10 protein-coding genes are annotated in these 22379 nt (G+C 63.5%); 6 read left to right on the top strand and 4 right to left on the bottom strand.

The window, feature by feature from the left end:
- Window positions 1-119: 119 nt before the first annotated feature.
- The 4 genes from G6N67_RS20375 to G6N67_RS20360 all read right to left on the bottom strand — a co-directional run bounded on the left by G6N67_RS20375 (window position 120) and on the right by G6N67_RS20360 (window position 4565).
- On the bottom strand, window positions 120-428 hold the full coding sequence (locus G6N67_RS20375) for a hypothetical protein (RefSeq protein WP_131524559.1): 309 nt from the start codon (window positions 426-428) through the stop codon (window positions 120-122).
- A 167-nt stretch (window positions 429-595) separates the two neighbouring features.
- On the bottom strand, window positions 596-1012 hold the full coding sequence (locus G6N67_RS20370; protein ID WP_036429313.1) for a hypothetical protein: 417 nt from the start codon (window positions 1010-1012) through the stop codon (window positions 596-598).
- 54 nt (window positions 1013-1066) lie between these two features.
- Window positions 1067-3607, bottom strand: coding sequence for a S8 family peptidase (locus G6N67_RS20365; RefSeq protein ID WP_051578471.1), 2541 nt, complete (start codon window positions 3605-3607; stop codon window positions 1067-1069).
- Window positions 3600-4565, bottom strand: a complete 966-nt coding sequence (locus tag G6N67_RS20360; RefSeq protein ID WP_036434485.1) for an AAA family ATPase — start codon at window positions 4563-4565, stop codon at window positions 3600-3602. The genes G6N67_RS20365 and G6N67_RS20360 overlap by 8 nt, the downstream gene beginning before the upstream one ends.
- Before the next feature lie 290 nt (window positions 4566-4855).
- Between G6N67_RS20360 and pglW the strand changes: the two genes are divergently transcribed.
- Genes pglW through G6N67_RS20330 form a run of 6 tightly spaced genes read left to right on the top strand, consistent with a single transcriptional unit; the run spans window position 4856 to window position 22377 of the window.
- Window positions 4856-9094: a BREX system serine/threonine kinase PglW gene (pglW, locus tag G6N67_RS20355; protein ID WP_163642255.1), complete on the top strand. Its 4239-nt coding sequence runs from the start codon at window positions 4856-4858 to the stop codon at window positions 9092-9094.
- Window positions 9095-9118: 24 nt separating this feature from the next.
- On the top strand, window positions 9119-12655 hold the full coding sequence (gene pglX, locus G6N67_RS20350) for a BREX-2 system adenine-specific DNA-methyltransferase PglX (RefSeq protein WP_235684052.1): 3537 nt from the start codon (window positions 9119-9121) through the stop codon (window positions 12653-12655).
- Window positions 12652-16332 (top strand): DUF6079 family protein, encoded by a 3681-nt coding sequence (locus G6N67_RS20345; protein WP_163642253.1) that lies wholly within the window; start codon window positions 12652-12654, stop codon window positions 16330-16332. Before pglX ends, G6N67_RS20345 begins: the two co-directional genes overlap by 4 nt.
- Window positions 16329-19007 (top strand): BREX-2 system phosphatase PglZ, encoded by a 2679-nt coding sequence (gene pglZ / locus G6N67_RS20340; protein ID WP_036429316.1) that lies wholly within the window; start codon window positions 16329-16331, stop codon window positions 19005-19007. Before G6N67_RS20345 ends, pglZ begins: the two co-directional genes overlap by 4 nt.
- On the top strand, window positions 19004-20284 hold the full coding sequence (gene brxD, locus G6N67_RS20335) for a BREX system ATP-binding protein BrxD (protein ID WP_179976740.1): 1281 nt from the start codon (window positions 19004-19006) through the stop codon (window positions 20282-20284). The genes pglZ and brxD overlap by 4 nt, the downstream gene beginning before the upstream one ends.
- Window positions 20281-22377 carry a DEAD/DEAH box helicase gene (locus G6N67_RS20330; protein WP_036429317.1) on the top strand — a complete coding sequence of 699 codons (2097 nt, stop codon included), beginning with the start codon at window positions 20281-20283 and terminating at the stop codon, window positions 22375-22377. Before brxD ends, G6N67_RS20330 begins: the two co-directional genes overlap by 4 nt.
- The last annotated feature ends 2 nt before the right edge of the window (window positions 22378-22379 follow it).

The raw sequence follows: 22379 nt of genomic DNA, 5'->3' as shown, positions 1-22379 counted from the left end.
GGTCGATAGTCACTGGGGTCTCCATCCGTCAGGCTCGGGTGCCCGCGGGTGGCGAGCTGATCAGGATGGCATGAGGGACCGACAAGCGTCCGACGCCGTACATCGAAAGGATCTGACCTTCAATCGTCGCGGCTGAGCTTGACTATGGTCGCCAGCTCGTCGTGAAGTGCTTCGATGGCCGATTCGCGGCCACCGAATTCAACCTGATACCACGCGCTGGCTTGATCGACTAATTCAAGAATCAGATCGCGGTAACACGCTGAGCACTCAGGTACGTGGGCGTCGAGGAACTCCTCCCTGTCAGAGTCCGGGTCGATAGCGGCGAGAACAAGCCTTGCTCCGCGTTCCCGTATCGCCCAAATGTGTGCGCGGACCATATCGCGTCCGTTTTGAACAACATGCTGTCTGCAGTGATGCACCGAAACCATCGAAGCATTATCCGTACGACTGGTATCCGCAACGACAAATCCGCATAGATCAAGTCCGGTTAGGGTTGCGGAGTCGGGCCGGCCCGCTCGCGTGGCTCAGCCTCGCACAATAGCCTCCGCGCTTCGCGGGCTGTCCATGTCTTGGCTCACCATCCCGGGGCGATGGTTCAACGCGCTGTCTGACAATCGTCGACAAACTCCGAGAACTCTGGGTAGCTACTGAAATGTGGCCGCAGCTGCTGCCAGGCATCTCGGTACGGTCGTGAGGCGAGCGTTGACGTCATCTCGGTTTTCCAGATGCCCCAGACTCGTGCAGATAGGAGGCAGCGCTTCTTGAGGTAGAACTCTTCCGAGCACAGGTTGAGATAGCGCAAGCGAATCGCAAAGTCTTTGTCTACCTCCGGATTCCACTCCGGGTGCAGTCGAGCTTCGTGCGGCAGCTCGCTCATGATCTTCTCGTAGCGTTCTGTGAACACCAGGAACGCGTTCAGCTCAGCCCCCTGCCGAAAAGTCCATGCGGCCACCGCCAGCGCCAGCAAGGCTATGACCGCCGACGCGAGAGCGATACCGCTAGCCAGGTTCATGTTGCCCTTTCCGATCGCTCAACGCACCACAAGCACGCATATAAAGCCGACGTATCATTCCATCGGCACCGCAATCGGAACCCGCAGCAAATTCGCGATGGGGGTGTACAGATCGATGCCGCTCTCGGGCGTCCGCAACGAGACGACGAGCGCATAACGGACCTCCTTATCGACGCGATCCTTCGCCCTGCTGTACTTCCACCATCCACCCACCGGGTACACCGCGAGCTTTCCCGCCTGTGCAAGCTCGATTCCCGATGTCTGCCAGATGTCTTGGTGCAGTGATCCGAGGTTGCGCTGATTCGGCCCTACAACCCAGCGCACCTGGCTCGGTGCCCGACCGCCACCGCCTTCCTCGGCGCTGGAATCCCGATTAACACGTTGCACAAATTGCTCGTCCGATTCCAATGGATCCTGAAGCTCGAAGCGAAGAGAGTGCGACGGGTATTTGTACCGCTGCCGCCAACCGCGTCGGGACGCGGTTGGCTCGATGAAGTACGACAGGGTGACACGCAAATCGATTCGCGTGTCACCGATCTCCTCCAATACTTCGTTCGGCCATGGCAGCTGGTGCAGCCGGAAGACCGGAACCTTGAAGTCATCGCCTTCGAATGGCACAAACTTATCCTGGATGACGAGTGTTACTGCCTGATCGGAGGAATAGAGCACGCGATCCTCGGTCGGCACGCCCCATCCGTACCGACGCAACATTGCCTGCTGCTGCTTCAATCCCTGCCTGGCAGCCGCCGCCAATGCCTGGCGCATCGCTGGTGTCCACTCAGCTGCATGGACCAGCAGGGCGCGAACAGTCTCCGGCCAGTACGCGGGATATGTGGCCATCGCCAGTACCGCAAGACGGGAAGCCTGGGCTGTCGCGGCGCTCGTCGCATTGGCCGAGGACAGAGCTTGGTCGTTCACGTGACCGGTCGTCCGCACAGACAACGCCGGATGACTGGGCTCGAACCCTGAGCCACCGTCATGAAGCACGTTGCCACCCTCCATGACGATGTCAGGTTTGATGGGCCACGGAGTTGCACCGAAATGCAGGGACGTCCGGCTGTGAGGCGAGAGCTCACCGCTGGCGGCAACCGCATTCCACCCGGTGTATGCCGGATCGGTTGGTGGATCTGCCATCTCGGTGTACGCACCGACAGTTAACGCATTCCATGCCTGCGCCGGATCCTGTACCGGCGACGTATCCGATTCATTGAGGTGGTCAGTGACAAAGCAATTCACATTGCCGGTCGATACCAAGATGAGGCGCGCTGCTTCTCCATCGGGCGGTGCAAGTAGCTGCAGTGCCTCACCATCGCGTACCACGTCGGATCCGACCGCAAGCGCGTCAACGGTGGCAGACCACAGCGTTGGCTGGCCTGGGGTTTCCGACGTGTCACCGTCGACTGTCACCGGCAAGCAAAACACCCGACGTCGTGCCGAAGTAGACTCGGCCATGGAAACTGCCTGAGCGGTAACGTCACCGAACGCGAGCGGGTCATTCTTGGGTTCTGATCGAGTTGGCATGATGCGAACTGATTCCAGCCGATGGCGCAGGACGACGGGATCAGCACCGATGAGGCGCTGATCAAGATCTTGACCGAACAGCGCAATGCCCGCCATCGCTGTTCCGTGGCCTTCGGCATCAAATCCGCTTGTGCCAATGACAGTTTGGAGATCCTCGGCCGCGAGCGACTTCGCCAGCAAGACATGTGTGCGTGCCACGCCAGTGTCCAAGTGGCACACAGCGGGCTGGTGCGCTTCCGCCGGCTCAAGTCGATCGGCAAGATCGTCAGCGTATTCGGCCTGTTCACCGGCCTTCAAGTCCTCCACTGTGTCGATGAACTCGGGGCGACGCAACTCGGCGACGGGCACGTCGGTGAACGGCAGAATCTGGAGCTGATCCCAGCTTGCCTCGATCCACATGACGTCGCGATCTTTGAGGTGCATGATGCGCGGAGACGCTTTGAGCCCATGCAATAATACGAAGCGCAGCAAAAGATCTGGGCCGGTTCCCGTTCGGTGCAGCCAGACCTCCCACCAAACAGACGACTTCATCGGTGGCTCGCCATCCGACTGCCATAGGTCTAGCAGGACCGTCGCCCGAATCCGGGCAATATTGGCCACAAGCTCGTTGTTCTTCGGCTTACCGGACCCAGTGTCTGACAGGTACTTCTCGAAAAGTCCAATAAACTCAGCACGGTACGCATCTGCTACCCAGACCATTGCCCGTTCAGGTAGTCCACCGTTCGGGTCAGCGGAAAGCACCGACAGAAGCAGCCATTTCGGTCGGCGCGGAGTTTTTCGATGCCGTGTGAACTGTTGAAGTGATTCAACTTTCAGCGGGAACGCAGGGTCTGCACCCTCGAGAGTGACAATCGTGCCGAGCGCTTGAAGCTCCTCCTCGGTCAGCAATTCTGCGCGGGCCTCATCGCTGGAACTGAACGCGGACTCCAGCTCACTGAGCCGACCCAGCCCGTGCCCAGCACGGTCTTCGACCGGTCGGACCTTGGGATTCCCGCCACCTCGACGGTGGAAGTCCTCGTTTGCTACGCGGTCTACGACCAGGAAATGACTGAGATGGTCGCGCCCATTAGCCAAGGCTTGCCGACTTCCTCGCGCTCAGCGCTCGACGAAGCTCCTCGATACTGACCTGTGAATGCCCTTCCAAGATCACACTTTTCGCTGCCGATTCGGCGGCCCGCACGAGATCTGCATGGGAAAGCCCCTCGATATCGGCCGCGAGCGAGGCCCAGCGGACTCCCTTGGCCAAGGAGCCAAGCCGAGCACGCATGACTGCTGCACCTTGTTTGGCGTCCGGCAGCGCGTAGTCAAGAACCATGTCAAAGCGACGAAACAACGCCCGATCCAGAATGGCCCGATGGTTGGTGGCGGCAATGATGATGCTTTCACTGCTGCTGTTCTCCAGAAACACCAGGAACGAGTTCAAGATCCGTCGCGCTTCGCCGACGTCGTTTCCGGCGCGGTCGCCGCCGAGCGCGTCGAACTCATCGAACAGGTACACGGCACGTTGGCTTTCGGCAGCATCAAAAATGGTCCGGAGCTTGCCGGCCGTCTCGCCCATGAACTTGCTCATCAGCGAGTCCAACCGAATGGTGAGTAACGGCAACGACAACTCGTGGGCAAGGACGGCGGCGGTCATCGTCTTGCCGGTGCCCGGCGGACCTTCGAATAGCAGTCGATGTGCTGGATCGAACCCATGATCCAAGAGGTTCTTGCGCTGACGCTGCTCCGTCAGGATCCGTCGCACGTGGGCGTCCAGATCGGCCGGTAAGACGAGATCTTTCAAGGTCACGGTCGGATGCGACGCGACGACCAACTCAGCAAGGTCACCACGAGGCCGGGCGATCGAGACAACCTTGGTGGAGCGATCGGTGCGTGAGCTCTCGACAGCTGCCTTGAGGTCGGCCGCGAGCTTGTGGTGACCTTGGCGGGCAGCCTGAGCAGCTACCTGCAAAGCGACCGAGTAAAAGGCCTGATCGTCCCCACTTGCATGGGTGCGCACCAGCGCTTTGAAATGCTCACCCGAGCCCGCCACATTCACCTCCCACCCAAGCACTGTTGCCCTGAGTGTAGGACCGAGCTCTGTCAGATTGCCGGCGATCGTGCCACCCAGGTAGGGATCGACGATTCACCGTTACTTCCCGCCTAACCCGACGAACTATATCGAGACATCCGTACCAAATTAACGGCGCGTGTCATAAATTGTCGGTGACCAGGCGCATACTCGGTGGCCCGGCAAAGCCCCGAATCGGGGAACAGCCCAGCAAGCCCGGCACACCGCACTAGCTTTATCCCTACACACTGCGAGAAGGAGGTGGCTCACCGGTGAAGGACGGCCGCTGGGTCACGATCGCCGACTCACAGTTTGCGCACGAAAAGCAGGGCCTGGACGCCGTCAAGCAGGCCCTTCCTGACGCTCCGCCGTTTCGAGCCTGGGCTAACTTCGAGTTTCGCGACAACCGGGGCCGCTGGCATGAGGTTGACTTGCTGGTTTTGGCCCGCGACACGCTTTACCTGGTCGAGCTCAAGCACTACCGCGGCATCCTGCGCGGCAACGACCACGTGTGGATGCGTGACGGCCACCGGGCCGAGGATTCCCCGCTGCTGCTAGCTCGCCGCAAGGCCCAGTACTTCGCCTCGCTCCTGAAGGACACTCTGCGCCAGAAGGCAGGGCATCTGCCCAAGGGAGTCATCCCGTATGTGCAGGAGCTGGTGTTCCTGCATCATCCAGAGTTCGTCTGCGACCTCGCACCGAGTTCTGCGATCAACCTCTACGGCCTCGACGGACACAGCAAGATCACCGGGCTTCCCGGCATCTCTGAGCGCTTGCTCGCCCCGGCCAAACACGACCCGGTCACCGAACACAACAGCCAGTTGATCGCGGGACTTATGAAGGCGATCGGTCTGGCCCCGCGCCGGCAGCGCGAAGTCGGCTCGTGGATCATCGACGATCAGCCGCTGGCCGACGGCGACGGCTGGCAGGACTGGCCGGCGTTTCACCACGTCAACTCCGAGGATCACGTCCGCATCCGGTTCTACACCACCGGGCAGGGTTCGACCAAGGCCGATGATCATGCCCGCAAGCAGGCCGTTACCCACGAATTCAACCTGCTGTCCCGGCTCACCTACGACGGCTTACAGGCGCCGAAAGACCTGGTCAACGAACCCGAGCTGGGCATCGGCCTTGTCTTCCCACAACCCAAGGCTGACACTCCCCTGGATTTGTGGCTGGCCGACCATCAGAGCACCTTGACGCTGGATCAGCAGCTGGAGCTGATCTCCGACATCGCCGACATCGTGCACTATGCGCACCGCAATCGGGTGGTGCATCGCAGCCTCAATCCGCGTTCAGTCGCGATCCGCGAGCGGGGCGCGCATCTACTGCCCCAAGTCACCGATTGGGACAGCGCCGGGGTGCTGCCAGCCAATCCGGACACCGCAGTAAGTCGGCTTTCATCGGGATCGATGTCCCTGATGGCTGCTACCCCGAGTGACACCGCCCGACTGTTCGCTGCCCCGGAGGGCCCTCGCCCCGCCGACCCGGCCCGCATCGACGTCTTCGGGCTGGGCGCGCTGGCGTTCTTCATCCTGACCGGCGGGACTGCACCCGCCACCGAACGCGGCGAGCTGATGGATCGCCTTCGGCGAGACCGCGGGCTCGATCTGGCCGCCGAGATGCCCCAGGTCCGCTCGTCGCTGCGGCAGCTCATACTGGACGCCACAAATCCCAGCCCGGCCGAACGCATCGACAGCGTTGCCGACTTCGTGGCAAAACTCGCTGACGTTCGAGAAGAGCTGTCGGAAAAGACGACCGGCACCGACCCACTTGAGGCGAGCCCTGGCACGGTGTTGGCCGGAGGCCGTTTCGTCTACAAGCGACGGCTGGGCGCAGGGTCGACAGCCGAAGGCATCTTGGTCGAAGACCACCAGGTCGGCGGTGCCGAACGGGTATTGAAGGTTGCCAAGGACGCCGAGGCCGCCGAGCGGTTGCACGCCGAAGCACAGATCCTCGGCCAGTTCGACAACGACGACCGGATCGTCACCCTGCACGGCGTCGAGACCGTGGGTGGGCGCACCGCGTTGCTCCTGCGCTATGCCGGGCGGACCACGCTGGCCGAGGAACTCAACAATCGCGGCCGGCTGTCCATCGACGTACTAGAACGCTGGGGTACCGACCTTCTGACAGCGCTGGTCGCACTAGAACGCCACGGCGTGACTAACCGCGACATCAAGCCGGCAAATCTTGGTGTGTACCAATCAAGTTCGCGCGCCGAGTCACATCTAATGATGTTCGACTTCTCCATGGCCGGAGTAGACGCGCGCAACATCGAGGCAGGCACTCCACCTTACCTCGACCCATTTCTGGGCGCCGGCGCGCGCCGCCAATACGACACCGCCGCCGAACGGTACGGCGCGGCAGTGGTGCTGTTCGAGATGGCCACCGGCTCCACCCCGCAGTACGGCCCGGACCCCAACGCCAACCCAGCTACCGTCGACGACGACGTCACCGTGGACCCGACGCTGTTCGAGCCCACCCTGGCGACGGCAATGGTCGAGTTCTTCGCCGCCGCGCTGTCCCGTGATACCGCGCGGCGCCCAGACACCGGGGAAGACATGCTGCGTGGGTGGCGGCGCATCTTCGCGGTCGCCGAAACCGACATCACCGCCGCGGTCAGCGACGCTGCAGCCGAAAAGGCTGACGCGGCAACAGCACTCACCGCCGCGGGGTTGAGTCCGCGGGCACTCTCCGCATTGGAGCCAGTGCGAGTGAGCACGGTAGGTGAGCTGCTGGCGTTGGATTCCACCGCTCTGAACCGCCTGGTCGCCCGCGAAGCGAAGGACACTCGCAGCGAGATCACCACGCGCTACCGCGCCTGGGCGAAACGGCTGGGCAAGCAATCTCAGCCAACGCGGAGCGATCTGATGGGTCTCGACGACGCGGTCGCCATATTAATGACGGCGGTGTCTGGTCAACGCTCCTCCACCCGCAAGGATGCCGCGGCACTGATTCTCGGGGTGAAGCCTGGACTGGGAGCTTTCGCCAGCAGCACAGAGCTGGCCGAGAAACTGGGCAAAGCCACCCAGCGGGGACCGCAGTTAATCAGGGAATTGCAACAGAATTGGGGCGAGCACGCCGACACCCGTGACCTGCTCGACGCCATCACCGACATTGCGCGGCGGGTGATCGCCGACTTCGGCGGCGTGGCCGCGATCAGCACGCTGACCGCCGAGATCCGGGCGCGGCTGCCGCAGGCCGGGCTTAGCCCGACTGACAGTGTTGCGCGTGAGCGCGCCGATCGGGCCGCTGGTGGGCTGCTGCGGGTGGCGCTGGATCGGCTGAGCGAGCATGAGGCCGCCTCCGGCGACAAGGAGTTCGTGCGGCGGCGCCACGGCCGCCGGCTTTCGCTGCTCGCCAACGACGAAATGCTGCTCAACGCAGCCGAATCCGCGGCCAAGCGGGCCGACGAGCTGGTGTCGGCCGACCGCAACGCCGTCATCCCCGCGCACAGTTCAGCCCGCGAGTTGAGGGCAGCGTTTCAGGCCGGCTACAACGCGGTCAGCGACCGTGAGGTCACTGTCCCTACACCGGGAGATATGCGCTTGGTGCGGCTGGCTGCGGCGGTCTCAAAGCACGCCGCCGTGTCGGGTCGCGGGGAGCTGCACAATCAAGAGATGTCGCCGGCGGCGGCGGTGCAGGTGGCATTGACCGGGTTGGCGCAAAGCGAGTCACTATCTGCCTCGCAGATCCGCAGCCGGGTCACCGCGCGCTTCCCAGAGCTGGGCCGGGTGCCGCTGCGTCCGCATCTGGACAGAATTCTTGACCAGACCACCCTGAACCTGAAGTGGAACAGCGACCGGGAAACGTTTTGCTTCCCCGATGCCGAGCCGGCCAGTGCGACAACGATGCACACCCGCAAACCCACAAAGGTCCCCGACGTAGCGACGCCAGCAGCGGATGCCGCAGTCGGACAGGCAACGAACGCCCTGGCGGTGCTGCGCCGTTCCATGGATGAGTGCGGGTTCTTGGCGATCGGTGTGCCGATCCCAGCCGACCGTCCTGGTGAGCATGAGCGGGTGGCCCGCCTCCTAGCCGAAACCCACGGCGGCCAGCTGTTGGACGTCACGACGCGGCTGATCGGTGCAATGCGGAATTTGGCTGCACAGCAGGGTGTTTCGTGGGATCTGATCCGCGGCGCCGACGCGGCCGAGTCGGGCAGCCGTGATGCCCGCGGGTTGCGCGCGGTGATCGACCGGGTGGTCCCCCAATTGTGGGCCGAGTTGCACGCGGCGGTGTTCGACGGTGAGAGCAGCCGTGACCCGCTGATCCTGACCGAAATTTCCCCGCTCGCTCGGTACGGCCATCTGGAGGTGTTGGCGAAGCTGTCCGATTTGTCGGCGCCACGGCGCCGGCCGGTATGGGCGGTGCTGCCTCAACTGCGAGGTCAGGTCGGTGCGTTGGTCGACCGCAAGCCAGTTCAGCTGGGTTCGCCGGGTGGCCAGTTTGTGGTGTGGCGGGAGGCTCCGGATGTGGTTCCCGCCGGTGGCGATGGAGGGGTGCAGTAATTGACTTGGGCGGCATCGGATCTAGTGGCAGCGCTACGCCGGCAGGTGCTGGACTTGGAGGCGGATCTGCGGGCTCGGGTCGACGGCGAGGATCACGACGGTCGCCAGCCTGGCGTGTTCGAGGCGTGGAAGGGCGACTACGACGCTGCGTTCACCGCGCAACGCACCGCATCGACTTGGCAGGAGTGGCGTAACGACCGGGTGACCCAGGCCGCAGTCGCGTGGGTGTTGCTGACGGTGTTCGCCCGCTACTGCGAGGACAACGCCTTGGTCAGCCCTCGCTGGATCAGTGGGTCCGACGCCGACCAACGCGCCCAGGCACTCGACGCCCGTCGTAGCTTCTTTCAGGCCCAGCCCGAGCACACCGACCGCGAATGGCTCGGCCAAATCATCGAGCATTTCGCGAAATACCCGGCGACCGCTGGGCTGGTGGACAAATTCTCGCCGTTGCATCTGGTGGCACCATCGGGTGACGCGGCGCGGGCACTACTGGAATTTTGGTGGCAGCAGGGCGACGATGGGCAGCCCGTCTACTCCTTCGCCGGCGTCGACACCCGCTTCCTCGGCGAGGCTTACCAGGACTTGTCCGAGCACGCGAAGAAGACCTACGCGCTGCTGCAAACCCCGGAGTTCGTCGAGGAATTCATTCTCGACCAGACGATGGAACCGGCCCTCGCGGGTCGTCCGTTGGAAGGCTTCACCGTCATCGATCCCGCCTGTGGCTCAGGACATTTCCTGCTCGGCGCGTTCCACCGCCTGCATGAGCGGTGGGAACGTGAAGCCCCTGCACTCGGTACACGCGAGCTGGTAGAGAATGCCCTCGACGGGGTCTACGGCGTTGACATCAACCCATTCGCGGTGGCGATCGCCCGCTTCCGGCTACTGGTCGCTGCGCTGCATGCTGCCGGCGATCACAGCATCGAGCAGAAAATCCGCTACCAGCCGCACCTGGCCGCGGGCGACAGCCTGCTATGGGGAGCGAATCAACAGCTGCTTCCTGAAGACCTATTGGCAGGCCCCGCAATTCGTGCAGATTCGACCGAGGACGTCGACGCGCTCAAAGAAATCTTGCAGCGCGAACATGATGTAGTGGTCGGGAACCCGCCCTACATCACGCCCAAGGATGCAGCGCTCAACTCGATGTACCGGCAGCTCTACAAGACCCCGCACCGGAAGTACGCGTTGACCGTGCCATTCATGGAACTTTTCTTCCGTCTTGCCTACGGCCCTTCCGGTTCTCGGCCCGCGGGCTGGGCTGGACAAATCACGTCGAACTCATTTATGAAGCGGGAGTTTGGCTCGAAACTGATTGAGGAGTTCCTGCCGACGGTCGATGTCCGCGAAATCATCGACACATCCGGTGCCTACATCCCGGGGCACGGGACGCCGACCGCAATCATCGTTGGCCGCCACCAACGTGCCGCGACAGAGACCATTCGCGCGGTGCTGGGCATTCGGGGTGAACCCGGGCGACCGCCGGAGCCCGCGAAGGGCCTCGTGTGGACGGCAATCACCGAACACATCGCAAACCCGGGACACGAAGACGCGTACATCAGCGTCGCAGATCTTCCCCGGGCCGGATTCCGCACGCATCCGTGGAGCTTGAGCGGCGGTGGCGCAGTAGAACTTCTGGAACACATCACGACTGTGTCATCTATATCGCTTGACCTTCAAACACATCGAATCGGCGTGTTTGGTATGACGAACGCCGACGAGGTGATGCTCGCTGACGAACAATCATTCGAACGCCGAGCAGTCGAAAGCGCGATGGTCCGGCCGCTCACGCTGGGGGACGAGGTCCGCGACTGGAACATCACATCCGACACTTGCGCGGTGTTCCCATACGGTGATCCGCCCAGGTTTCCCTTACTCGAACCATCTCCTGGATCATTCAAGTGGTTGTGGCCATGCAGAACGGTGCTGGGCAACCGTGCCACATTCGCGAAGGCAACGTACTTCGAGGAGGGGCGACCATGGTACGAGTGGCACCAGTTGACCCGTGATCCCGGCACATGCGAACTAGCCATCACCTTCGCGGAAGTCGCCACCCACAACCATTTCGTGCTGGACCGCGGCGGGAAGGTCTTCAAGCAAACCGCGCCGGTGATCAAGCTGCCGGCGGGCGCGTCGGTCGAGGACCATCTGCGGCTGCTGGGGGTGCTGAACTCGTCGACGGCCTGCTTCTGGCTCAAACAGAACTGCCATAACAAGGGTGGAAGTGGGATCGGCCGCGGCATCGGTGACGAGGCGTGGGAGGAGCGTTACCAGCACAACGCGACAACGCTCAAAGACTTCCCTCTGCCTGCCGCCCTACCCGTTGAGTGCGTGCAACCACTCGATCAACTCGCCCAGGATCTCCAGCAACAATCACCAACCGAAGTCACGGGCCGGCAGATTCCCACAGCTGCGACATTCGACGCGGCACGCACCGAATCGGAGCGCATACGTAGGTTGATGATTGCCCATCAGGAAGAATTGGACTGGGAGTACTACCGCGTCTACGGCCTCATCGAGGACGACCTGACCTACACCGGTGACGTTCCCGGAATTGCGCTCGGGGAGCGGGTTTTCGAGATCGCTCTAGCCCGCCGGATGAAGGACGGTGAGCACACCGCGTGGTTCGAACGACACGGCTCTACCCCGATCACCGAGATTCCCGACCATCTGCCCGCCGATTACCGCGACCTGTTGCAGCGGCGTTTGGACACCATCGAGTCGCATCCAAATATCCGACTGTTGGAGCGCCCGGAATACAAGCGGCGCTGGGCATCCGAGCCGTGGGACAAACAAGTTGACTCCGCGTTGCGGAGCTGGCTGCTGGACCGGGTCGAGGACCGTGCGCTGTGGTACGACCGGGAGGGTCGGCCGGCCGCGCAGTCGGTGGCGCAACTGGCCGACGTGCTCGACCGCGATGAGGAATTCCGCGGGGTGCTGCGGTTGTGGGCAAGCGACCCGAACGCGGCCACAGGTGCGGCGTTGGCGAAATTGCTTGCCGACGAATCGGTTCCGTTCCTGGCCGCCTACCGCTACAAACCGTCCGGTTTAGACAAGCGCGCCGCCTGGGAGGACACCTGGGCGCTGCAGCGCCGCGAAGATGCCGGGGAAAAGCTCGCCAACCCGATCCCGGTGCCGCCGAAGTACAAGCCCGCCGACTTCTCCAAAGGCTCCTACTGGTCGCATCGCGGCAAGCTCGACGTCCCCAAGGAACGGTTCATCTCCTACCCGAACGCCGGGCGAGACACCGACGCCACTGAACTACTCGGATGGGCCGGCTGGGATCACGCCGACCAGGCACTTGCCCTGGCCTCACTGATCTCCCAGCGCATCGACGAGGGCTGGGACAGCCCTAGACTGGTTCCGCTTCTCGCCGGATTACAGGAGTTGGCGCCGTGGGTTCGTCAGTGGCACAACCAGATCGACCCGGAGTATGGCGAATCTGTCGCCGACACCATCGACGACGAACTCACCGCCCGGCTTAATGAGCATCACCTCACCGTGACCGACCTGACCAGTTGGCGGCCCGAACCTGCCCGCCGCGGCCGAAGGACCACCACCTCATGACCATCTATCTGCGTGATGTCATCAACATTCCCGAACGGGTCGGCAGCGACGACTATGTACTGCGGCTCACCGACAGCACCGACGATGACGCCCACATCACCGCGACGCTCAACGAGTACGTGCTTACCGAGTCGCTACGGGAAAACTTCGCCGCCGCACTCGATTTGGTCGCTGACGCGCTGAACAAGAACACCTCACGGGCGGCGTATCTGACCGGGTCGTTCGGTTCCGGTAAAAGCCATTTCATGGCTGTGCTGTACGCATTGCTCGGCAACCACCCGGCCGTGCGGGTACCGAAGTTTCAAGACCTCACCGGCCACTACGACGGCGCGCTGGCCGGCAAGAAGTTGCTGCGCCTCACCTACCACCTGCTGGGCGCGAAAACGTTGGAGCAGGCGGTACTCCGCGGCTACGTCGAGCAGATCACCCGACTCCACCCCGATGCACCGCTTCCGGCCGTGCACGTCTCCGACAAGCTACTCGACGATGCGGAGAAGCTCCGTCAACGGATGGGTGATGAGGAGTTCCTGGCCGGCCTAGGCGGCGGCGAAGGTGGCGGCGATGGCTGGGGTGGATTGCTGGGGGCAGCCTGGGATCTGCCCCGCTACCTGGCTGCGATCAAGGCCGGTCCGGAAGACTCCGAACGCCGCGAACTGGTTTCCGCATTGGTCAATGGGTATTTCGGATCGTTCACCGAAACCGCCGACTACGTCGACCTAGACCGCGGGCTGGTGGTCATGTCCGAGCACGCCAAGGCGCTCGGCTACGACGGTGTGGTGCTGTTCCTCGACGAGCTGGTGCTGTGGCTGGCATTCTCGGTGCGCGACACCGAGTTTTTCGCCCGCGAATCGCAGAAGATCACCAAACTCGTCGAATCCTCGGGGCGCCAACGCGCCATCCCGCTGGTGTCGATCATCTCTCGACAGATGGATCTGCGAAAGTGGTTCGCCGACGCCGGCGCATCGGGTGCCGAGCAGGAAGCCCTGGACCGGGCTTTCCAATACCAGCAGGGCCGGTTCCGGGAGATCGAACTCGGTGATGACAATCTGGCCGAGGTCGCGAAGGCCCGGCTACTCAAACCGAAAGATGAGGCCGCCCAAGCTATTCTAGATCAGGCGTTCGCCGATCTGACCCGTCGTCCCGAGGTGTGGGATGTGCTGCGCGACAGCCTTAACACCGACGAAAGACATCGCGGGGCGTCCGAGACCGAGTTCCGGTTGACCTACCCGTTCTCCCCCGTGCTGGTATCCACCCTGCGCAATTTGTCCTCGGTGATGCAGCGAGAACGCACCGCGCTCAAGGTGATGCAACGCATGCTTGTCGACCGCCGCGACACCCTCACCGTGGATGACCTTATCCCGGTGGGAGATTCCTTCGACTACATCGTTGAGGGCAGCGAACCCATCGACAACCATGCCGGGGCAATGTTCAAAGCCGCCCATGACCTCTACGGCAACCGGCTGCTGCCGTCCCTGCTGGAAAAGCACTCGGTTAGCAAGGAACAACTGGAGACCGTCCCGGATTCGGTGCCCGGCGGTTTCCGCGGCCAGGAGCGGATCGCCAAAACGCTGCTGCTGTCCGCCATCGCGCCGAACGTCCCAGCGTTGCGGGACATCACCGCGCCGCGGTTAGCCGCACTCAACCACGGATCGATCAAGGCCCGCGTCGCGGGCGGTGAATCCCGAGTAGTACTCGGCGTCGTGCGCGAATGGGCACAGAAAGACGTGCCAGAGATCAGTGTCTCCGACGGCACCAACCCAGTGATCCGAGTCCAGCTTGCTGAGGTCGATTACCAGTCGATCCTGGATCGGGTTCGGGGCGAAGACAATTCGGGGCGGCGACGGGTACTACTGCGCAAACTGGTGCACAAGGCGCTCGGCGTCACCACCGCCCAGGACGACCTCGGCGGTGCCGCGACCCGCACCGTCATCTGGCGCGGGTCACGCCGCGAAATCGACATCGTCTTCGGCAATGTGCGTGACGCCAGCTCGCTGCCCGAGCAGTCCTTCGACAACCGGCCCGGCACCTGGCGGTTCGTCATCGACTATCCCTTCGACGAGGACGGCTACACCAGCGCTGATGACATCAGCCGCATCGACCGACTGCTGACGAGCGGGGACCGTCACGCAGTGGTGTGGTTGCCCCGATTCTTCTCCGAGTCGGCGACGGAAGACCTGGCGCTGCTGGTGAAACTGGACTGGTTGTTCACCGGCAGCGGCGACCGCTGGAATGAGAACTCCGACCACCTTGGGGCGACTGATCGGGCACAGGCACGGGGCATCCTTGAAAACCTGTTCAGCGGCACCATGACTAGCTTCCAGAACCTGTTGAAACAGGCCTACGGGATCGAGCCCGCCGACCCGAAGCGGATTACCGCAGACTCCCAACAGTTCGAGGTCTTGACCTCGCTGAGCCGCGATTTCGACCCGCAGATGCCACCCGCTGCCGGTCTGGAGGATGCCTTCCTCAAGATTGTCGACCAAGCGTTTTCCGCTACCTACCCGAATCATCCGGAGTTTGATCCGGCCGCCGAGGAAGTCACCGCCCGCAACTTCGAAACCGTCCGAGACTATGTGGAGCAGGCCGCCAGCCATCGCGATGGCCGCATCCCCACTAACCCTGGCAATGACCGCAAGGTGGTCCGCCGAGTCGCGGGCCCATTGCGGGTCGGCAAAGCAACCGAGGACCACTACCTGTTCGCCGAGGACTCCTTCGCCTACTGGGCTGGTGAGCTGGACCGGGCGGCCCTGGCCGCTGACCCGGTTACCGTCGGTGTATTGCAGCAGCACATCGACGGCATGTCGCCCGCCTGGGGGTTGCGGCCCGAGGCCCGCGATCTGGTGCTGTCGGCCTGGGCGCTACTGCGTAAACGGGCCTGGTTCGAAGCCGGAAGCGCCATCACCGCACCGGCATTGGGGCGGTTGCGACCCAACATCGAATTGCGGGCAGAGCAGCTGCCTGATCAGCAATCCTGGGATGCGGCCCGTGCCAACGCCGCCAAGTTGTTCGGCTACACCATGCCCCGGACCTACCTGACTGGTGCCAACGTCGCCGACTTCGCCACTCAGGTGCGGACTAAGGCCAACGAATCCCTCAGTGAGATCAGGTATTTGATCGAGGAACTCGCTGCCGCACATCGTCGACTGGAGTCCGAAGCTGGCGCCAATGACCGATTGAGCGCCGCCCGGGCGTTCCAGCAATTCGTCGAAACCCTATATAGCACAGCCGGAAACGTCGCCGTCATCAACGCGATGGCGTCGGTCGCATTGCCGGTCGCGTTGGAGACCGCCGGCCAGATCACCGGCGACGCCGCCCGCGATACTCGCACGTTGCGGAACTTCAAATGGAAACTGCTGGAGAAGCTCAAAGCCGGCACTGACCGTGCCGGTGAGGCCGGTGATCCCGCCCGTTCCATCTGGAGGGCGCTGCAGGACGCGATCTCGATTCCGGGTCGCTCACTGAGCGACGAACTCACCGGTGGTGAGAACAAGCTTGTCACCTGGGTTGTCGAGGATGAGCCGCCAACCCCACCTCCGCCGCCACCCCCACCCCCCGGCCCCGAGCCGTCGGGCGAGGTGGTGCTGCGCGGCGCGAAGGATTTGACGTCGTTGCAGTCCGCACTCACCTCGGCGCTCGATGACGGCAAGAAAGTTCATGTGCATTGGTGGGTGGAATGACGACCTTGACGGCCACCGAGCCAATCATCCGGGCCCGGTTGAAGAAGGCCAGCGCCAAGCAGTACAGGCATGGGGTGCTCGGGTTACGCGCAAAACCGGTGTGGGACGGCGACAGCTTCGAGTATGACGGAGCCCCCGTGACGGTGGTGGCGTGCCCGTCGGTGCTGTCGATCTGGGAGGCGATCGACACCCGTGACGCCCAAGGCTGGACGGTGGTGCTCACCAACGTCGACGATGACGATCTCGGCGACACCGTGCTGGCGCACCTGCTCGACGGCCGGCTCATCACGCCTGATCCGTGGGATGCATTGCGCAGCAACTTCTCCGCATCGACCATCGAACCGGCCCTGTACCGCTCGACCAATGATCGAGCCCTGGCCAACGGCCTGCTCAGTGTGCTCTCGGTAGACGCCTACACCCCGGCACCCGGCGGCGTGCTCACCCGAGATCACGCCATGCGCGCACTGGCCCGCGATGTGCTGGAGATCGTCAAGAGCTCCGACGTAGAAGTAGATGCGTTGGCGATCCTGGAATGGAGCCGCTCACTGTCAGCGCCTACCAACCTAGTTGACCTGCGGGCCCGCGGCTGCGCCGAACTCACCGCAGCCGTGACCACTTGGCTGGCGAGCAGGGCCGGGCAGCTCGCGAAACCTCTCGCGGCACTGTTGAAGGCCGAGCGGATCACCGATCTGGTTCCGCTCGGTGTGGTGGCGGGATTGTTCTGCCAAGACGACGGTTCCGGTGATGCCGTCGCTCTCGGTGTGTTTCTCGGCCGCTACGGGCTGACCGGCCTAAGCACCGAGGACCTACAAGCCTGGTACACGAGCGCTCGTGGACTCCTGACCACCGCGCTGGAAGCATCTCATCAGCAAGCGGTGCTGCAGACCGCTGCCGGCATCGTCAACGACCTCGGAATCGATACTGCCGCAGCAGCTTCTGACCTGCTGCCGCATGGTCTGGAAGCTCGGGTCAACCTGCTAGCCGATGCACTCACGGCAGCGCTGCCGCACCCCCTGCCTGTCGACCTTGACAGCGCCCTGGTCGCCGCGTCGTCGCTGCAGCTCGTCGAAACCCGTTGGGCAGAAACCGGACAACACTTTCTAGCCGCCAACTCCCCCACCGTCGAGGCATTCTCCGGCGCGGTCCGGCTGGTGCGCTGGCTGGCCCAACCCGTGGCCGCCGTCGGCGGCCTTTCCGAGATGGCGTCGCGTTATGTCCGGACAGACTCCTGGGTGGACACCGCGCTCATCAAGGCCCGCCGCGGCGCCGAAAGGCCGATACCGGCGGCCGCGCTGCGCGCCTTGATCGATCTCGTGGTGTCCCGTCGCGGCCGCCACGACCGAGTGTTCGCCGCAGCGTTGGCTGACGCACCGAAACCCGCGGTACAGACTATTGAGAACGTGCTGCGAGACCTCGTCGTCCCGGTGGCCCGAAAGGTTCCGACGCTGCTCCTGGTGATCGACGCTTTGTCGTTGGCGGCCGCCAACGACCTGGTCACCGCGATCCAGCAGAACGGCTGGACCGAGCTGTCGGCCAGCACCGCAAACCGGGCTTGGGCACTAGCGGTGCTGCCCACCCTCACCCAACGCAGCCGTTGTTCTTTGCTGTGCGGGGAATTGCGCGAAGGCGCCGACAACGTCGAACGGTCCGGTTTTCTCGCGCTGATCCGCGAAGCCGGACTGCAAGCCACCGGCGGCACCGCCGACCCGATCTTCCACAAGAGTGCGCTTGACGCCATCCCCAGCGGGGCCAGCCTGGCTACTGACGTCAGTAACGCCATCGCCGACACCACCCAGCAGCCGCTGGTGGCTGCTGTCTTGAATTACGTTGATGACACCCTGCACCACACCGATCCCGGTGGCACCGACTGGAACCTGACCACGATCACACACCTAAGGGCGTTGCTGCACGCCGCCAAGAACGCAGGCCGCGCGGTCGTCATCACCTCCGATCACGGCCACATCATCGAATACGGCACCAGTGCAAAGGTCACCCGCGCCAACACCTATGGCCAACGCGCGCACGGGGACTTCGCCAACGTCGACCCCGACCGCGAGGTCGTAGTCGAGGGACCGCGAGTACTCACCGACAACCACCGGGTGGTACTGGCCGTCGACGAGACCATCCGCTACGGCGGACGCAACGCTGGTTACCATGGCGGCGGACTTCCGGGCGAAGCGCTGGTCCCGGTGTTGGCGTTCCTGCCCGGTCAGCTGCCCGAGTGGGCAGTCCCGGTGGCTGCGGCTGAACCGCCCTGGTGGTATCGCGCGGCGCCGTCGGCTGCAGAGCCTCTGCCTGATTCCGGACGGAAGACGGAAGCAGACAGGGAACTCACCCTGTTCAACCAGGTGAGCAGTGAGGATGTAAGCCCGCTGCCGGACAAGGTGATTCGCAGCAAGGTGTTTGAGACCCAGCTGCGGCTGGCCGGTCGGATTGTGGTCAAAGCCCCGCAAATCAAGAACTTGCTGCAAGCCCTGCTAGCTACCGGCGCCTGCGAGATCACCTTGGCCCAGGCCGCGACCGCGCTCGGAGTCGCCACTGCCAGTGTGAACGGTGCGCTGATGCAGACCAAGCGGGTGCTCGACGTCGAAGGCTACGAGGTACTGCGGGTCGCAGGCGGCGTCACCGGTCTTGATGTGGCGGCACTCAAGGAACAGTTCGGGGTATCCGAGTGAGTAGCCAGGTGTCGGCGCGACGGCGCCGCGAAATTCTCGATGCGCTGCGGCGCGGCACCGTCCCGTCGAATGGCCTGGATCAATTGGCGGTCGGGCTGAGCCGTTTCGAAACCGAACTGGACGCCGAACTCGACGTCGTGGCCGCGGGCGGCGCGGTGTTTAAAGCCGTTCGCGGTGAATACGGTTCGGGTAAAACATTTTTCGCCCGTTGGCTAGCCGACCGTGCGATGAAGAAGGGCTTCGCAGTCGCCGAGGTTCAAATCAATGAGATCGACACTCCGCTACACAAGCTGGAGACGGTGTACCGACGCAGCATCGAATCACTACGCACCGCCTCGATTCAGCCCAGTGCGTTGCGTCCGATTCTGGATGCCTGGCTGTTTACGATCGAAGACGACGCCGGCCAGCAGGGCGTGGATGTCGATCTGCTGTTAGAGCGGCGGCTGGCCGAAGTCGCCGCACGCGCACCGGTGTTCCCGCTTGCGATCCGCGCCTACCGCCGATTCGTCGCCGACGATGACCACGACGGCGCCGACGCGCTGGTGGCCTGGCTGGGTGGGCAGCCGCACGTAGCGGCCGCAGTCAAGCGCCGCGCCGGAATCAAGGGCGACCTTGACCACTACCTGGCGCTTGGCTTTCTACGCGGCCTGCTGGCGATTCTCGCCGATGCCGGCAACCCGGGCTTGTTGCTGGTGCTCGACGAGGTGGAAACTCTTCAGCGGGTACGAAGCGACGCCCGCGCCAAGGCACTGAATGCACTGCGCCAGTTGATCGACGAGGTGCACGACGGCCATTTCCCTGGCCTATACCTGCTGATCACGGGGACACCGGCCTTCTTCGAAGGGCGACAAGGCATTCCATTGCTACCGCCACTGGCGGATCGGCTACACACCGAGTTTGCCAAGGATCCGCGCTTCGACAACCCGCGGGCACCGCAACTGCGACTGACTGGTTTCGATCAGGCCCGGCTGGTGGAACTGGGCACCCGCGTGCGCGAGCTGTACATCGGGGGCGTTCCGGACCCGGATCGGGTGCGCGCGGTCGCCGACGATGCGTTCCTGGAACGTTTCGCCGGTGCGGTGGCGGGTGAGTTGGGCGGCAAGGTAGGTATCGCGCCGCGGCTGTTTCTGCGCAAGCTCGTCGATGTGCTCGACAAGATCGAACAGTTCCCCGACTTCGACCCCTACACCGACTATGAAGTGAAGATCGCTCCGGCTGAGCTGTCCGATGCCGAACGCGCCGCCTTGACGGCCGACGACGTGCCGCTCGAGCTGTGACTGATCAGTTCGATCTGCTGCACCCGGGTGTGCAGTACCACATCGCAAATACCTTGCGGTGGAACGGACTTCGACCCACCCAAGCCGCTGCGGTGGAGCCGATCCTTTCCGGTGGCGACGTGATGGTCTTGGCGCCCACCGCCGGCGGTAAGACCGAGGCGGCGATATTCCCCGTGCTGTCGCGCATGGCAACCGAGGACTGGCAGGGCGTTTCGGTGCTCTACGTCTGCCCGCTGCGCGCGCTGCTGAACAATCTGCAGCCTCGCCTCAACGGCTACTGCCAATGGCTTGGACGCACGGCGGCCGTGTGGCACGGCGATGTGAGTCAAGCTCAGCGGCAACGCATTCTGACCGAGCGGCCCGATGTCCTGCTGACCACCCCCGAATCGCTGGAGTCCATGCTGGTGTCCACCAAGGTGGATCCGCGGGTGTTGTTCTCCGGGCTCCAAGCGGTGGTCGTCGACGAGATCCACGCCTTCGCCGGCGATGACCGCGGCTGGCATCTGCTGGCGGTATTGGAGCGCGTGGCGCGCATCGCTTCGCGGCCGTTGCAGCGGATCGGACTGTCCGCAACCGTCGGCAATCCGGACGAACTGCTGGCCTGGCTGCAGGGCAGCTTTCAGGGACGCGAAAAGGCTGTGGTCGCCCCTCCTGTCTCCACCCCCGATGCTCCTGACATCACGGTGGACTACGTGGGTTCAATTACCAATGCCGCCACCGTGATTGCCTCGCTGCACGCCGGAGAGAAGCGGCTGGTGTTCGTCGACAGCCGGCGCCAGGCCGAAGAGCTCGGCGCCGCACTGCGGGAACTCGGCATTGAAACTTACCTGTCTCACTCGTCGCTGTCGGCCGCCGAGCGGCGTCGATCCGAGGCGGCGTTCGCCGACGCTCGCGACACCGTCATCGTCGCCACCTCAACCCTGGAACTCGGCATCGACGTCGGTGACCTCGACCGGGTCATCCAGATTGGCTCCACACGTACCGTCGCGTCGTTTCTACAACGACTGGGCCGCACCGGACGCCGGCCAGGTTCGACCCGCAATTGCCTCTTTCTATGCGTCGAGGACGAAAGTGTGCTGCTCGCGGCCGGGATGCTCAAGCGATGGTCCGACGGCTGGGTCGAACCGATCACGCCCCCGCCACACCCGCGTCACATCGCCGCACAACAGCTCATGGCCCTCTGTCTACAACAGCATCGGATCAGTGCCGCCGAATGGTCGGAGTGGTGGGGCGATCTGCCGGTCTTCGACGAGAGCGCACCGGAGATCGTTGAGTTTCTGGTTTCTGAGGGCTATTTCGATTGCGATGGCCCGTTCCTGCAGATCGGCCCCGAAGCTGAGCGTCGCTTTGGTCGTCGCTACTTCTCCGATCTGACGGCGGTATTCACCGCGCCGCCGGAGTACGTGGTACTCGCCGGGCGGATCGAGGTCGGCACCATCGGCACCGACCTACTGACCGAAAGCACCGATGGGCCAAGGCTTCTTCTGCTCGGTGGCCGATCATGGAAGGTGACTCACGTCGACTGGGACCGCCGACGATGCTTCGTCGAGGTGGCCGACGGCGGCGGTAAGGCGAAATGGCCCGGGGTTCCTGGCGGCCTGTCATATGAGGTAACCCGCGGGATGCGCGACGTGCTGCTCGGAAACTTACCGACCGGGGTGGTGTTCACCGGGCGCGCGGCAAAGGTATTGGCGGAGCTACGGTCCACGTTCGCAGAAAACGTATCGGCCGACCGTTCGATCATACGGCTACCTGATGACTCCGCAGGACGCTGGTGGACCTGGGCCGGCACCGCCGCGAACCGAACATTGCAGGCATCACTGCCATCGGTGATCGACCCGCGGCAGCGGATTGACGAGAAGTCGGTGCGGCTGTTACCGGGGCTGACCGTGCAACAGTTCACCGCTGGACTAGCCGAAATAGAGTGGCGCGATCCCGAGGTCGACGCGAATGCACTGGTGGGCCTCAAGTTTTCAGCGGCGCTACCTGGTGACCTGGCGGTCAAGACATTGGGCGCTCGACTTGGGGATCGCGCGAACTCCAGGGAAGTTGTTGCGCAAGACCGAGCAGTTTTCAGATCCCAAAACAGTTAGGA

Origin of the sequence: Mycolicibacterium mageritense, from assembly GCF_010727475.1 — a bacterium.
In the GTDB taxonomy this organism is placed as follows: domain Bacteria; phylum Actinomycetota; class Actinomycetes; order Mycobacteriales; family Mycobacteriaceae; genus Mycobacterium; species Mycobacterium mageritense.
This window is presented reverse-complemented; position numbering and strand designations above follow the sequence as displayed.